The sequence below is a fragment of the Arthrobacter sp. Y3221114 genome, assembly GCF_059092625.1.
Genome location: NZ_JBNHHW010000009.1, coordinates 94,641 through 108,081 on the forward strand (window position 1 = coordinate 94,641; position 13,441 = coordinate 108,081).

Below are 13,441 nucleotides of genomic sequence, written 5' to 3' on the forward strand. Positions count from 1 at the left end.
TCAGTAGTGTGAATGGTATGCGATTGGACGCAGGGACGGCTGACATTGTGCTGCTGGCGTGGGCGCGCTTGCTCGGATTTTCCGACAGCGCCTTCGCCTCTGCCGGCGATCGGCTGACTCGGATTAACGAGGACGCCGGGACGCTCACCTTCGTGCGGTTGTTCGGCCGGTCGGCGCTGGTCGGGCCGGAATGGGCCGTTGCGGCGGCAGCCCGGTACTCGGACGACGACCTGGCCGAACACCAGACGCTGATGCAGTTGAGCCGGGAGCACGGCGGGCACGGGCTGGGCAAGGCCGTGCTGTCCTACGCCGAAGACCTTCCGGTGGTGCAGCCGGAACGGGAGGCATTGGTTTCAACCGCGGGCAGCGACGTCGCCCGCCTGGAAGACATGTGCCCGCCCGATGACAAGCACGAAGCGGCGCTGGCCGGCATGGACAAGTCGTTCGTGCTGCTGGACGCGAGCACCCCGATGGCGGGTGCGGGCTACCAGGAGTGGCAGCAGATCCTCGGCCACGTGGGCGTCCTGACCGCCCCCGCCTACCGGCGCCGCGGAGCCGGCGCGTTGATCGCCGCGATCGCGGGCCACGAGGCGCTCTCCTCCGGACTCATTCCGCAGTGGCGCTCGCACGAAGAGAACAGGGCCTCCCGCGCGCTGGCCGCGAGCCTGGGATTCTGGGACGCGGGCACCCAAACATCGGTGATCCTGCAGAAGCGGACCTGACCCCGGCGGCCCGGGCTGCAACCTGGCTCAGCGCGGCGGGCGCAGGAACCCGGTCTGCCGACCGACCACCTGGCCGGCGTCGGGAGTGACAATGACTTCCTGGGCGGCGTCGTAGCTCTCGCCGGCGTCCAGCACCGTCAACTGCGCCTGCGGATCGACCGAGCGCTTGACTACGGCCAGCGCGATCGGTCCCATCTCGTAGTGTTGCGCCGCGGAGGTGACCGCGCCGACGCGTTTGTCGCCCAGCATCACGTCGCTGCCCGGAACCGGCAGCGTGTGCTGCGAGCCGTCCAGCTGCAGGAACACCAACCGGCGCGGCGGCCGGCCCAGGTTGTGCACGCGGGCGATCGTTTCCTGGCCCTTGTAGCAGCCCTTCTCCAGGTGCACGGCGGTCCGGATCAGGTCCAGTTCGTGCGGGATGGTCTTCTCGTCGGTCTCCGCCCCGACGCGCGGCCGCCAGGCGGCGATCCGCAGCGCCTCGGCCGCCCAGACGCCGGCCAACTGCAGCCCGGAGACGGCCGTTTCCAGTTCGGCCGCCGGCAGCAGGTATTCGTACCAGGACCGTTCCAGGCCGGGGTGCTTTGGTTCCTCGATCCCGGTGTAGGCATAGCCGCCGGAACCGATCTGCGGCCACGGGTCCTGCCACACGAGGCTGCCCTCGAAGGCCGGGACCGGCCTGACCGACCCCACCACGGCCCAGTCGGCGGAGACATCGGCAACCTCTACCCGCAGCATGAACTTCATTCTGTCCAGCCATGCGGCCAGCGGCGCCGCCTCGAAGGATTCGACGATCAGCCAGGTGCGTTCGCCGTCGTCGACGATGCGGGCGTCGTATTCGATCCGGCCCTGCACCGTGAGCAGCAGCGCTTCGCTGGACTGCCCCGGGCGCAGATTCAACAGCAGCTGCGACGAGAGCGTGTTCAGCCAGCTCAACCGGTCTTCGCCGGCCACCGTCACCACCCCGCGGTGCGAAAGGTCCGCGACGGCCTCGCCGCGGGCCAGCGCGCGCTGTTCGCGCAGCGGGTCTGAGTAGTGGGCGGCGACGCCGGCGTCGGCCCCGGAGGCTTCGACGGCGCCGTGCTGCAGGAGCAAAGGGCTGCGGTAGGTCATACCGGCGTCAACTCCTGGCGGCCGCGCCAAATTCCCGGCCGGCTAGGCGCGCTTGGCGAGGATCGCCGAAGCGTGCGGGGCCAGGTCCTTGCCCTTCGCCTCGGCCACGTCCCAGCGCCAGTAAAGATCGTTGTTGACCAGGCCGAAGATGCGGGTGGCCGCGCTGTAGTCCTTGGACTGCGAGCCGCGCATCACCATGTCGGTGCTCAGCTGCACGCGCGGGCCCTTGATCTGCCCGTAGTAGAGCTCGGAGATGCCGCCCGGATGAACGATGGTCGCGGTGATGTCGAACCCGCCGTCGGCGTTGCGCAGCTCTTCGACCTCGTCCGCGGACCTCAAGGCCGGCACGATTTCGGCGGGGACCAGGCCCGGGCCGACGTCGGCGTCGTTGAGCTTGCGGTCCAGCGCCCAGAAGCCGGTTTCCACAGACAGCGGGCGCAACCGGTTGCCCTCCTCGTCGGTCAGCCAGCTTTCGGCGGTGTACTGCAGGTAGGGCAGGCCGTTCTGCGTGAACGTGGCCTTTTGGACGAAATGTTCGTCCCCCTCCTCGCCCGCGCCCAAGCGGCCGGCACCTTCCCAGGTGCCCAGCAGCCAGGACAGCGGCACCAGCTCCGGGGTCAGCTCCGTCGGGAGTTCAATCGGCATTGTTAAGCGTGGGTCGCTTACTTCTGGCCCTTGAACAGGCGGTAAACCACCAGCGAGGCGACGGCCGCGATGCCAAGGCCGGCGAGGACCAGCAGGGACAGGTAGAAAATTTCAAGACCGAGATACGACATGGCTCCATAGTAACGGCCCGGACCGCAGGATGCCTGTTCGAGACGCCGCCCGCGCTGTGACCTCGCTCATTCAGCGCAGCAGCATCCGCTCCAGGAAGTAGACCAGCGATCCGGCGGCCATGACCGGAGCGGCGCCGACGGCGAGCATCGCCAGCAGCCGGGTGGGACCGCCGTCGGCCAGGACGAGCCGGCGGAAACTGACCAGGATGATGCCGGCGGCGGCTCCCACGGCCGCGGCGGGCAGCATCGGGACGGTGGAGAACAAGGGTGCGGCCAACGCCCCCGCGAGCGGGGCCAGGACCACGCCCAGCGGCGCCACGATCCGGTCTGGCCAGGGCAGCAGGCAGACGCCGATGGCCACCAGCATGCTGATCCCGGTCACCAGCATCATGCCGCCGTTGTTGGAATTGGCCGAGAGCCGGTCGGCAGCGACCCAGCCGGCGCCCAGCGAGGTGAGCACCAGGCCGGCACTGGCGCCGAAGGTCGATTCGAGCCGCCGGGGCTGGCCGGTGCCGCGGAGCAGCTGGATCAGGAAGACGGCCATCACGCCGAGCGCGATCACCACCGCCATCCACAGCAGCGGCATGCCGGCGGGCGCGAGGCCGGCAAGCACCGCCGTCGCAATTCCTGCCAAGGAGATGACGGCGGCGAGGGTCTTTTTGGCCGGCACGCCCAGCAGCACCGGCCAGCCGATCCCGATCACCACCGCGGCGACGCACACCACTGCCGTCAGCACCGGGAGGGACAGGTAGGAGGCACCGATGACGGCGCACAGTACGGCGGCAGCGGCTGCGGCGACGATCCACGTTTTCACGCTAGTCATACTGCCCTATGACGCAGGGGCGGGGCGAGAAACCGCGGCGCCGCAGGGCGCGGCGCTATACTTATGCCACCGTCCGGCAGGGTGCGCCTGCGTTTGAGGACCTACCGGGCCCAGCCCGATGATGTGCGCCGCGAAAACCCCCTGGAGGAACCATGCCGCACATTCTGCTGTTGACCAACAGTTCCGGCTCGTCGATCGACGTCCTGCCCGCCCTCGAGCTGTTGAACCATAAGGTCCACATCCTGCCGGCCGAACCGACCGCCCTGCTGGAAACCGACCCGGCCGACGTGGTCATGGTGGACGCCCGCAAGGACCTGGCCGCGGCGCGCTCGCTCACCCAGCTGCTGAAGGCCACCGGGCTGGGGGCACCGCTGATGCTGGTGCTCACCGAAGGCGGCATGGCCGCCGTCAGCGCCAACTGGCTTGCCGATGACGTGGTGCTGGTGACCGCCGGACCGGCCGAAGTCGAGGCGCGGCTGCGGCTGGTGATCGCCCGCGCCCATGCCGGCGAAGAGGACACCGGGACGGAGATCCACGCTTCCGGCGTGGTGATCGACGAGGCCAGCTACAGCGCGCGCGTCGGCGGACAGCCGCTGAACCTGACCTACAAGGAATTCGAACTGCTCAAGTACCTGGCCCAGCACCCGGGCCGGGTGTTCACCCGCGACCAGCTGCTGCACGAGGTCTGGGGATACGACTACTACGGCGGCACGCGCACGGTGGACGTGCATGTCCGGCGGCTGCGGGCCAAGCTGGGCCCGGACCACGAGCAACTAATCGGCACGGTCCGCAACGTCGGCTACCGCTTCACCCTGGTGCGCGAGGCGGAAGAAGAACCCAGCGACGTCAGCGGCTGACGGAGACGGCGAATCACTGAACCGCAGCGCCCTCCCGCGCCAAGAGGCTGCTCGGATAGTCTGTGCTCATGACTGCATCGGATTCGGACCTCTGGCCCGTGCTGACCATCAAGGGCGCCCCCGACGCCGAGACCCTCGCGGACATCAAGGCGCTGACCGCCGCCGCCGAAGAGTCCGACGGCAATCCCCCGCTCTCCGAACAGACCTGGGTGAATCTGCGTTCCCCCGAGTCGGCCGACGTGATGGTGCTGGCGACGTATGCCGGCGAGGAGCGCTCGGATCCCGCCACCGCGACCGCGCTGGCGGGCGTCGCCGTCGTCAGCCTGGCCACCGCACCCGGCGCCGAAAGCGTGCTGGAACTGGTGGTGCACCCTTCCTACCGCGGCGAAGGCGTCGGGACCCGGCTGGTCGAGGCCGTTCAGCACCACACCGAATTGCCCAACCTGAAGGCCTGGTCGCACGGCGGCCATGAGGCCGCGGGTCGGCTGGCCGCGCGCTTCGGTTTCGCCCCGGTCCGCGAGTTGTGGCGGATGCGCCTGACCCACCCGACGGGTTTGCCCGCCGCCGAACTGCCGCCCGGCGTCGCCATCCGTTCCTTCGTGCCCGGCCGGGACGAGGAGGCATGGCTTGCCGCCAACGCCGCAGCCTTCGCCGACCACCCCGAACAGGGCGCCATGACGCTCGCCGACCTGCAGGCCCGGATGGCCGAGGACTGGTTCGATCCGGCCGGCTTCCTGTTGGCCGAGCGCGAGGATGGCGGCGGCCTGCTGGGGTTCCACTGGACCAAGGTGCACCCGCGCTCGGGCAGCCACCCGTCCATCGGCGAAGTCTACGTCGTGGGCGTGACGCCGCAGGCGCAGGGCACCGGGCTGGGCAAGGCGCTGACCATCGCCGGCATCAAGCACCTGCAGGACGCCGGCGAGCACGCCATCATGCTCTACGTCGACGCGGACAACGAGCCCGCCGTGGGGCTCTACCGCAGGCTTGGTTTCACCCGCTGGGATACGGATGTGATGTACGCACCGCAGGGGCAGGCCGGCGCGCAATAGTCGGTAACCTTATAGCTATCTGGCGCCTCTACGATGAGGCATGTCCGGCCCGCCCCAACGCCGCAGGAGAGAGCATGGTCATCGAACCCGAAGTCGCAGCCATTCCCCGCCTAGGGTCCTCCGAGATGGTTCCTGCCCGCGCCACCCAGGACCGCATCGACATTCCGGAGTTCGCCCCCTCGCTCGCGCCCGACGGGGACTTCACCCTGGAACGCTTCCTGGACCGGGAAATCAGCTGGCTGGACTTCAACGCACGGGTCTTGGAACTGGCCGAGGACGAAGACCTCTACCTGCTGGAGCGGCTGAACTTCCTGTCCATCTTCGCCTCCAACCTGGACGAGTTCTTCATGGTCCGCGTGGCAGGCTTGAAGCGCCGGATCGCCACCGGGCTGGCGGTGCCGTCCGCCGCCGGGCTCTCCCCAAGCGAGCAGCTGGAGCAGATCAAGATCGCCGCGCACAAGCTGCAGCAGCGCCATGCCCGGATTTTCGCCGAGCAGATCCGCCCGGCGCTGGCCTACGAGCACATCCACATCGTGCGCTGGGATGAGTTGGATGAGGCGGCGCGCACCGAACTCTCCGTGATGTTCCGGGAGCGGGTGTTCCCGATCCTGACGCCGCTGGCCGTGGACCCGGCCCACCCCTTCCCGTACATCTCCGGGCTCTCCCTGAACCTGGCCGTGGTCGTGCGCAACCCGGTGAGCGAGAAGGAGCTCTTTGCCCGCCTCAAGGTCCCGGACCAGCTCTCGCGGCTGATCCCCGTGGACGGCCCCCGCGCCGGCTCGGTCCCCGGCCGCACGGCCCGCTTCATCACGCTGGAAGACGTCATCGCCCAGCACCTGGACCTGCTCTTCCAGGGCATGGAGGTGCTGGAACACCACACCTTCCGGGTGACCCGCAACGAAGACCTGGAAGTCGAAGAGGACGACGCCGAGAACCTGCTCCAGGCGCTGGAAAAGGAACTGCTGCGCCGCCGGTTCGGACCCCCCGTGCGGCTGGAAGTGGCCACGGACATCAACCCCAGCGTGCGCGAGCTGCTGGTGCGCGAACTCGGCGTCGATGAATCCGAGGTGTACGCGCTGCCAGCGCCGCTGGACCTCCGCGGCGTGGAGGCGATCTACCAGATCGACCGGCCGGACATGAAATACCCCAAGCAGCTGGCGCACACCAGCCGCCACCTGAACGAAAGCGAAACGTCCAAGGCCGCGAACGTCTTCGCGGCCATGCGCCGGCGCGACATTCTGCTGCACCATCCGTACGACTCGTTCTCCACCTCCGTGCAGGCCTTCCTGGAGCAGGCCGCCACCGACCCGAAGGTGCAGGCGATCAAGCAGACGCTGTACCGGACCTCGGGTGATTCGCCGATCGTGGACGCGTTGATCGACGCCGCCGAAGCGGGCAAGCAGGTGCTGGCGCTGGTGGAGATCAAGGCCCGGTTCGACGAGCAGGCCAACATCGACTGGGCGCGGAAGCTGGAACAGGCCGGCGTCCACGTGGTCTACGGCATCGTGGGCCTGAAGACCCACTGCAAGCTCTCGCTGGTGGTCCGCCAGGAAGGTGACGGGCTGCGCCGCTACTGCCACATCGGCACCGGCAACTACCACCCGCGCACCGCACGCTATTACGAGGACCTTGGCCTGCTGACGTCGAACTACCAGGTGGGCGAGGACCTGTCCAAGCTGTTCAACCAGCTCTCCGGCTACGCCCCGAAGTCCACGTTCAAGCGCCTGCTGGTGGCCCCGCGGTCGGTGCGCTCCGGACTGATCGACCGGATCGAGAAGGAAATTGCCAACAGCAAGGCCGGCCGCGCCGCCCGCGTGGTGATCAAGGTGAACTCGATGGTGGACGAGGCCGTCATCGACTCGCTCTACCGCGCCTCGCAGGCCGGCGTGAGGGTGGACGTGATTGTCCGCGGGATCTGCGCCGTGCGCCCGGGCGTTCCGGGGCTGAGCGAGAACATCCGTGTCCGTTCCGTCCTCGGCCGGTTCCTGGAACATTCACGCGTGTTCGGTTTTGCCAACGGCGGCGAGCCGGTGGTCTACATCGGTTCCGCCGACATGATGCACCGCAACCTTGACCGCCGCGTGGAGGCGCTGGTGCAACTGAACTCCCGCGAGGACATCAACGACCTGCTGGCCCTGATGGACCGCTACATGGACCCCGCCACCGCCAGCTGGCACCTGGACAGCGACGGCACGTGGACCAGGCACCACAAGGACGACGACGGCAACCCGCTGTCCGATATCCAGTCCTGGCTGCTCGCCTCCCGTTCCCGCCAGCGCACCGCCACCCGCCGCTGATGACGCAGAGCAAGACCAGCGACGCCGGCGCTCCCCCGGGCGTCAAGATCACCGCCGCCGGTGCCTTGTGCTGGCGCGTCCGCCAGGGCCGGCTGGAAGTGCTGCTGATCCACCGGCCGCGCTATGACGACTGGTCCTGGCCCAAGGGCAAGCTGGACAGGGGCGAAACCACACCCGAGTGCGCCGTCCGCGAGGTCCACGAGGAAATCGGCGTCCAGGTGCGGCTGGGCATCCCGCTGCCCACCATCCGGTACCGCGTCAGCGCCGGACTCAAGCAGGTTGTGTACTGGGCCGCCAAGCTGGAGAAACAGGACCCCGTGCCCGACGGCGACGAGGTGGACCGCGTGCTGTGGTGTCCGCCCGCCCGGGCCCGCGAACTCCTGACCAACCGTTCCGACGTGGAGCCGCTGGACGCGTTGGAGGCCGCGCACCGGCGGGACGAACTCGATACCTATCCGTTCGTCGTCGTCCGCCATGCCAAGGCCAAACCGCGGTCCGCCTGGTCGCAAGCCGAGGGCGAGCGCCCGCTGGTGGCCACGGGGCGGCGGCAGGCGCTGGCGGTGTGCCGGATGCTGTCCGCGTGGAAACCCAAGCGGATCGTCTCGAGCCCCTGGCTGCGCTGCGTGCAGACCGTCACCCCGTACGTGCTGCACACCCAGACCAAGCTGCGGACCGTGGAAGCCATCACCGAGCACAACAACGAGCGCAACCCGAAGAAGGCCCGGGCCGCCCTTGTCCAGATGCTCGACAAGGGCAAGCCCACCGCCGTCTGCAGCCACCGGCCGGTGTTGCCGAACCTGTTCAACGTGCTGGCGGACCGGATGGATCCCGAGCTCGCCGCGCAGCTGCCCACGGACGACCCCTACCTGCGGCCGGGAGCCGTGCTGGTCTGCCACATCGCCAAGCACCGGCGCGGGCGGATCGTCGCGCTCGAAATCCTCGAGGCCTACGACGACTGAAGCGCCGTCACGGGCACAGCGACAGCCTCTTGACCGCCTGATTGTTTGTATCAATAGTTGATCCATTGATGCAGCACGAGGGGGAACGTGGACTCGCTCACCAGCACCATTACCGGGTTGCTGATCGGCGCCGTCATCATCTACGCGGTGTTGCGGTTCATCGCGGGCCGCAGCGATGCCGCCCGCGCTCCGGCCACCGGCCCGTCCAGGGCTTCGGGCGCATCCGATGCTTCCGCGCGTGACGCGGCCCGGATGCACGCGTTCTGGACCGCGCTCGTGGCGTTCTTCGCCAGTGGCCTGTCCGCGGCGTCGGAGGTCGGGCGCATCCCTGCGTACTACTACGCCCCGGGCCACGCCCCGCAACCGTCCTGGCTGGCCGGGCTGCTGATCCTCCTGGTGCCGCTGGTCAGCCTGCCCGGGATCTACATCATCGGCCAATACACGTGGCCGAGGCCCCGCGGCAGCGTCCGCCGGGCCGACATCACCGCCCGGCGCATCCGCGACTACCTCCCGCGGGGGCTGCTCACGGTGATGGCCGCGACGGCGGTGCTGGCCGTGGCGGCGGCGGCGGCCACCCGGGAGCTGCCGGGCATCGAAGGCTTCAGCGGCACCCGAACCTTCGACGCCGTCGAAATTTCCGGGGACTTCACCGGCCGGCAATCCGGCGGCTACTTCGCCCCGATCCTGCTGACCGGCATCCTCACCCTCGCCGCCGGCGTCGCCGCAGCGACTGCGGTCATCGTGCGCCGACGCTCCCTGGACCCGCTCAGCCGCGAGGACAACGCCATCCTGAGACGGATCCTGATCAACCGCTTGTTCCGCACCGCTACCTTGCTTTTCGCCTCGCTCGGCACCATGGCGGTCAGCTTCGCCAACGTGCAAGGGCCCCACCTATCCCCCGACGGACCCGCCGCGACGGAATGGGAACCCGTCCAGCAGCTTGCCGGCGGAGCGACCGTCGCGCTGATGATCGCCATGGCCCTCTGGCGGCCGCCGCTCCTGTCAAAGGCCGGACCCCCGGGGGATGCTTCCTCCCCGCCTGTCATATACCGCGGCAGCTTCGCCGCGGGCCTGGACATCACGACGACGGCGCGCACCGCCGGGACCATCGTGACGGTGCTGGCGCTGCTGCTCTTCGGGAGCTGGGCCAGCTTCGCCGCGCCCGTGACCGTGGTCGACGGCGCACCCGCCGTTTCCCCCGCTTCGCCGCTGCCCTTGCTGCCACTGGCGATAGCCGTTCCGGCCGCCCTGTTCCTCGGCGCCATTGCCGCCGGAGAGATCCGGCTGTGGCGCGGCCACACCAGGCCCGCCGCCCCGTCCATCGCCGGGCACGGCCCCGCGGTCCGGCCCGTTCCAACCGCCAAGCCGTGGCCCACCGTGCGCCTGGTGGCGCGGCCGATGCTCACCGCCGTGGCCGCCGGGGCGGTGCTGCTGGCGGCTGTTGTCGGGTTCAACCTGGCTGCGCCCGGCCGCGTGCCGGACCTGCTGGCCGCCTTCGCCGTCGTCGGGCTGGCGCTCCCCCTGCTCGGTGCCGCCGCCCTCCTGCTGGTACACCGCCGCCCGCCGCTGCTCAAGGCAACTCCGGAGGCGGACAACCTGCTGCGCCGGGTCTCGGCCTTTCGGCTGGCCCGGATGACCGCCGCCGGGCTGACTGCCCTGACTGCCCAGCTGCTCACCTCGCATCCGGCGGCGTGGGGTTGGTTCCTCGACGGCGGTGTCGTACTGCACCTGCACCAGCTCTCCCCCGGCGCGCATACCGCGTTGCGGATCACCGCCGCCGTACTGTACCTGGCCGCGATCGTGCTGGCGCTGCTGCCCGGCCCGTCTCGCCCGCACCGGTCCGTCGCCGCCCACATCGGCCAAAGGGTGCCGCCGCCCCACGGCCGGCACGGGAACGGCCGCCACGGCAACGGCCGGTCCAGTCCGCAGGAAGCCGCACCGGCCGTGAGCCGCCGCGCCCTGCCGCCGCCCGGCTGAGCCAGGCACCTCAACTAGACTGGACGCTGTGAACGCGATTCCCACCCCGTACGAGGACCTGCTGCGCGACGTCATGGCCCACGGCACGGCCAAATCCGACCGCACCGGCACCGGCACCCGCAGCGTCTTCGGCCGCCAGCTCCGCTATGACCTGGCCCAGGGGTTCCCGCTGATCACCACCAAGCGCGTGCACTTCAAGTCCGTGGCGCTGGAGCTGCTGTGGTTCCTGCGCGGCGACTCGAACGTGAAATGGCTGCAGGAACGCGGCGTGAAAATCTGGAACGAATGGGCGGACGCCGACGGCGAGCTCGGCCCGGTCTACGGGGTGCAGTGGCGGTCCTGGCCCACGCCAGACGGCGGGCACATCGACCAGATCGCCCAACTGGTCGAAGACCTGAAGAACAATCCGGATTCGCGCCGGCACATCGTGTCCGCGTGGAACGTGGCGGAGATCAAGAACATGGCCTTGCCGCCGTGCCACGCGTTCTTCCAGTTCTATGTGGCGGACGGCAAGCTCTCCTGCCAGCTGTACCAGCGCAGCGCCGACATGTTCCTCGGCGTGCCCTTCAACATCGCTTCCTACGCGCTGCTGACCCTGATGCTGGCCCAGCAGGTGGGCCTGGAGCCGGGCGAATTCGTGTGGACCGGCGGAGACGTGCACGTCTACGACGACCACGTGGACCAGGTCCGCGAGCAGCTGTCGCGCGCCCCGTATCCTTACCCCACGCTCAACATCCTGCGGAAGCCGGAGAGCATTTTCGACTACTCGCTGGAAGATTTCGAGGTGGTCGACTACCAGCACCATCCGGCCATTAAGGCACCGGTGGCCGTATGAGCGCCGACCACCTTGCCGCGCGTCCGTACCCGGACAGCGTCGCCGAAGCCGTGCTCGGAGCCGGACAGTCCGGACAGTTCGCCGCGCCGGTGGTCGGCATGATCTGGGCACAAACCAGCAACGGCGTCATCGGCCGCGACGGCGGCATGCCCTGGCACCTGCCCGAGGACCTGGCGCACTTCAAGCGAACCACCCTGAACCATCCCGTAATCATGGGACGCAAGACCTGGGAGTCCTTCCCGGACAAGTACCGGCCACTGCCCGGGCGCACCAACATCGTGGTCAGCCGGCGGCTCGAACTGCGCGCGCAGCTGGCCGCGGAGGGCGCCGTCGTCGTCGAAACCATCGAAGACGCCCTGGCGGAGGCGGCGGCCAGCCCGGGCAGCGACGAAATCTGGTTTCTGGGCGGCGGCGAGATCTTCAACCTCGCCAAGCAGCATGCCAATGCGGCCTCGGTGACGGTCATCGACATGGAGACGGACGGCGACACGCACGCCCCGCAGCTCGGCCCGGACTGGAAGTTCGACGGCGTCACCCCCACCGAGGACTGGCACACCGCGGCCAACGGCACCCGCTACCGCATCTCGCTCTGGGTCCGCGGCCAGGAGTAGGCGCGGCCGGATAAGGCCCGACGTGTAGCGGCCGGAGCGGCGAAAGGCCTGGCCGGGGAATCGCCGGCGGCGGGCACCGTCGTCGTACGTGTGACGCCAGCGTTCCACTCGCGCTGTGTAACTCCCAGCGCCCGCGCTTTCTAACCCGCAGCACCCACCTCGTGTAACTCGCAGCGCTTAAATTGACCCCGTCCGTAAAATGGAATGCATGACTTCCCCTGCAGCCACTTCATCTGCCCAGTCCGTCGGCCTGATCGGTTGGCGCGGCATGGTCGGCTCCGTCCTCATGCAGCGCATGCAGGACGAAGGCGACTTCGACCTCATCAACCCAGTGTTTTTCTCCACGTCGAACGCCGGCGGCGACGCCCCGGCCTTCGCTGCGGGTGCCGGCAAACTGCAGGACGCGTACGACATCGAGACGCTGGCAAAGCTGCCGATCATCGTGACCGCCCAGGGCGGCGACTACACCGCCGAGGTCTATCCGAAGCTGCGCGACGCCGGCTGGGACGGCCTGTGGATTGATGCGGCATCCACCCTGCGGATGCAGGACAGCTCCATCATTGTGCTGGATCCGGTGAACCGCGATGTGATCGACGCTGGTTTGGCGCGGGGCGTGAAGGAATTCATCGGCGGCAACTGCACCGTCTCCTGCATGCTCATGGGCCTGGGCGGCCTGTTCAAGAACGGCCTCGTCGAGTGGGGCACGTCCATGACCTACCAGGCGGCCTCCGGCGGCGGCGCCCGGCACATGCGCGAGCTGCTGAACCAGTTCGGCACGCTGAACGCCGCGGTGGCCGATGAACTGGCTCAGCCCTCCTCTGCCATCTTGGAAATCGACCGCAAGATCCTGGCCCAGCAGCGCAGCCCCGAACTGGATTCCTCCCAGTTCGGCGTTCCGCTGGCCGGTTCCGTTATCCCGTGGATCGACAAGGACCTGGGCAACGGGCAGTCCAAGGAAGAATGGAAAGCCCCGGCCGAGACCAACAAGATCCTGGGGCTGAGCGACGACAAGCGCATCCCGTTCGACGGCCTGTGTGTCCGCATCGGCGCCATGCGGTCGCACTCGCAGGCCCTGACCTTGAAGCTCACCGAGGACCTGCCGGTGGCCGAAATCGAACGGATCATTGACGCCGACAACGAGTGGTCCCGCGTGGTTCCCAACACCAAGGAAGCCACCATGGAACACCTGACGCCCGTGGCGGCCAGCGGCACGCTCGAGATCCCGGTAGGCCGTATCCGCAAGCTGGAAATGGGGCCCGAGTACATCAGCGCCTTCACCGTGGGCGACCAGCTCTTGTGGGGTGCCGCAGAACCGCTGCGCCGCATGCTGCGCATCGCCACCGGCAACCTCTAGAACCTGCTGCCGGCAGGAGTGCCGGCGAGGGCCTTTGAGCGCCCGGAGCCGCGGTGACGTGAGGCCGTGAG

The 13,441-nt window shown here is 68.8% G+C and carries 12 protein-coding genes; 9 read left to right on the forward strand and 3 right to left on the reverse strand.

Going from position 1 to position 13,441, the window contains the following annotated elements; genetic code table 11:
* Positions 1 to 17 precede the first annotated feature (17 nt).
* A complete protein-coding gene (locus AC5RV3_RS16955) occupies positions 18 to 722 on the forward strand; it encodes a GNAT family N-acetyltransferase (protein ID WP_494123086.1) in 705 nt (234 codons plus the stop codon).
* Positions 723 to 749: 27 nt separating this feature from the next.
* On the opposite strand, the gene ygfZ is transcribed toward AC5RV3_RS16955, so the two are convergent.
* From ygfZ to AC5RV3_RS16970, 3 genes are all read right to left on the reverse strand, one after another.
* Positions 750 to 1,832 (reverse strand): CAF17-like 4Fe-4S cluster assembly/insertion protein YgfZ, encoded by a 1,083-nt coding sequence (gene ygfZ, locus AC5RV3_RS16960; RefSeq protein WP_494123087.1) that lies wholly within the window; start codon positions 1,830 to 1,832, stop codon positions 750 to 752.
* A 42-nt stretch (positions 1,833 to 1,874) separates the two neighbouring features.
* Positions 1,875 to 2,477 (reverse strand): nitrobindin family protein, encoded by a 603-nt coding sequence (locus tag AC5RV3_RS16965; RefSeq protein WP_494113746.1) that lies wholly within the window; start codon positions 2,475 to 2,477, stop codon positions 1,875 to 1,877.
* Between the two features lie 201 nt (positions 2,478 to 2,678).
* Positions 2,679 to 3,431 (reverse strand): hypothetical protein, encoded by a 753-nt coding sequence (locus AC5RV3_RS16970; RefSeq protein ID WP_494113747.1) that lies wholly within the window; start codon positions 3,429 to 3,431, stop codon positions 2,679 to 2,681.
* Between the two features lie 152 nt (positions 3,432 to 3,583).
* On the opposite strand from AC5RV3_RS16970, the gene AC5RV3_RS16975 reads away from it, so the two are divergent.
* The 8 genes from AC5RV3_RS16975 (at position 3,584) to asd (ending at position 13,370) form a co-directional block, all read left to right on the forward strand.
* Positions 3,584 to 4,288: a winged helix-turn-helix transcriptional regulator gene (locus tag AC5RV3_RS16975; RefSeq protein ID WP_494123088.1), complete on the forward strand. Its 705-nt coding sequence runs from the start codon at positions 3,584 to 3,586 to the stop codon at positions 4,286 to 4,288.
* A 68-nt stretch (positions 4,289 to 4,356) separates the two neighbouring features.
* A complete protein-coding gene (gene mshD, locus AC5RV3_RS16980; protein WP_494123089.1) occupies positions 4,357 to 5,337 on the forward strand; it encodes a mycothiol synthase in 981 nt (326 codons plus the stop codon).
* Between the two features lie 74 nt (positions 5,338 to 5,411).
* On the forward strand, positions 5,412 to 7,634 hold the full coding sequence (locus AC5RV3_RS16985) for an RNA degradosome polyphosphate kinase (RefSeq protein ID WP_494123090.1): 2,223 nt from the start codon (positions 5,412 to 5,414) through the stop codon (positions 7,632 to 7,634).
* Complete coding sequence (locus AC5RV3_RS16990; protein ID WP_494123091.1) at positions 7,634 to 8,593, forward strand: NUDIX hydrolase; 960 nt, start codon at positions 7,634 to 7,636, stop codon at positions 8,591 to 8,593. Before AC5RV3_RS16985 ends, AC5RV3_RS16990 begins: the two co-directional genes overlap by 1 nt.
* 87 nt (positions 8,594 to 8,680) lie before the next feature.
* On the forward strand, positions 8,681 to 10,570 hold the full coding sequence (locus AC5RV3_RS16995; RefSeq protein WP_494123092.1) for a hypothetical protein: 1,890 nt from the start codon (positions 8,681 to 8,683) through the stop codon (positions 10,568 to 10,570).
* A 73-nt stretch (positions 10,571 to 10,643) separates the two neighbouring features.
* Positions 10,644 to 11,405: a thymidylate synthase gene (locus AC5RV3_RS17000; protein ID WP_494123147.1), complete on the forward strand. Its 762-nt coding sequence runs from the start codon at positions 10,644 to 10,646 to the stop codon at positions 11,403 to 11,405.
* Positions 11,402 to 12,016, forward strand: coding sequence for a dihydrofolate reductase (locus AC5RV3_RS17005; protein WP_494123093.1), 615 nt, complete (start codon positions 11,402 to 11,404; stop codon positions 12,014 to 12,016). The genes AC5RV3_RS17000 and AC5RV3_RS17005 overlap by 4 nt, the downstream gene beginning before the upstream one ends.
* A gap of 208 nt (positions 12,017 to 12,224) precedes the next feature.
* Positions 12,225 to 13,370 (forward strand): aspartate-semialdehyde dehydrogenase, encoded by a 1,146-nt coding sequence (gene asd, locus AC5RV3_RS17010; RefSeq protein WP_493989406.1) that lies wholly within the window; start codon positions 12,225 to 12,227, stop codon positions 13,368 to 13,370.
* Positions 13,371 to 13,441 lie beyond the last annotated feature (71 nt).

Bases quoted from the DNA above. Each gene is read 5' to 3' on its own strand.
- AC5RV3_RS16955 (WP_494123086.1), top strand. From the start codon at position 18: ATGCGATTGGACGCAGGGACGGCTGACATTGTGCTGCTGGCGTGGGCG.
- ygfZ (WP_494123087.1), bottom strand. From the start codon at position 1,832: ATGACCTACCGCAGCCCTTTGCTCCTGCAGCACGGCGCCGTCGAAGCC.
- AC5RV3_RS16965 (WP_494113746.1), bottom strand. From the start codon at position 2,477: ATGCCGATTGAACTCCCGACGGAGCTGACCCCGGAGCTGGTGCCGCTG.
- AC5RV3_RS16970 (WP_494113747.1), bottom strand. From the start codon at position 3,431: ATGACTAGCGTGAAAACGTGGATCGTCGCCGCAGCCGCTGCCGCCGTA.
- AC5RV3_RS16975 (WP_494123088.1), top strand. From the start codon at position 3,584: ATGCCGCACATTCTGCTGTTGACCAACAGTTCCGGCTCGTCGATCGAC.
- mshD (WP_494123089.1), top strand. From the start codon at position 4,357: ATGACTGCATCGGATTCGGACCTCTGGCCCGTGCTGACCATCAAGGGC.
- AC5RV3_RS16985 (WP_494123090.1), top strand. From the start codon at position 5,412: ATGGTCATCGAACCCGAAGTCGCAGCCATTCCCCGCCTAGGGTCCTCC.
- AC5RV3_RS16990 (WP_494123091.1), top strand. From the start codon at position 7,634: ATGACGCAGAGCAAGACCAGCGACGCCGGCGCTCCCCCGGGCGTCAAG.
- AC5RV3_RS17000 (WP_494123147.1), top strand. From the start codon at position 10,644: ATGGCCCACGGCACGGCCAAATCCGACCGCACCGGCACCGGCACCCGC.
- AC5RV3_RS17005 (WP_494123093.1), top strand. From the start codon at position 11,402: ATGAGCGCCGACCACCTTGCCGCGCGTCCGTACCCGGACAGCGTCGCC.
- asd (WP_493989406.1), top strand. From the start codon at position 12,225: ATGACTTCCCCTGCAGCCACTTCATCTGCCCAGTCCGTCGGCCTGATC.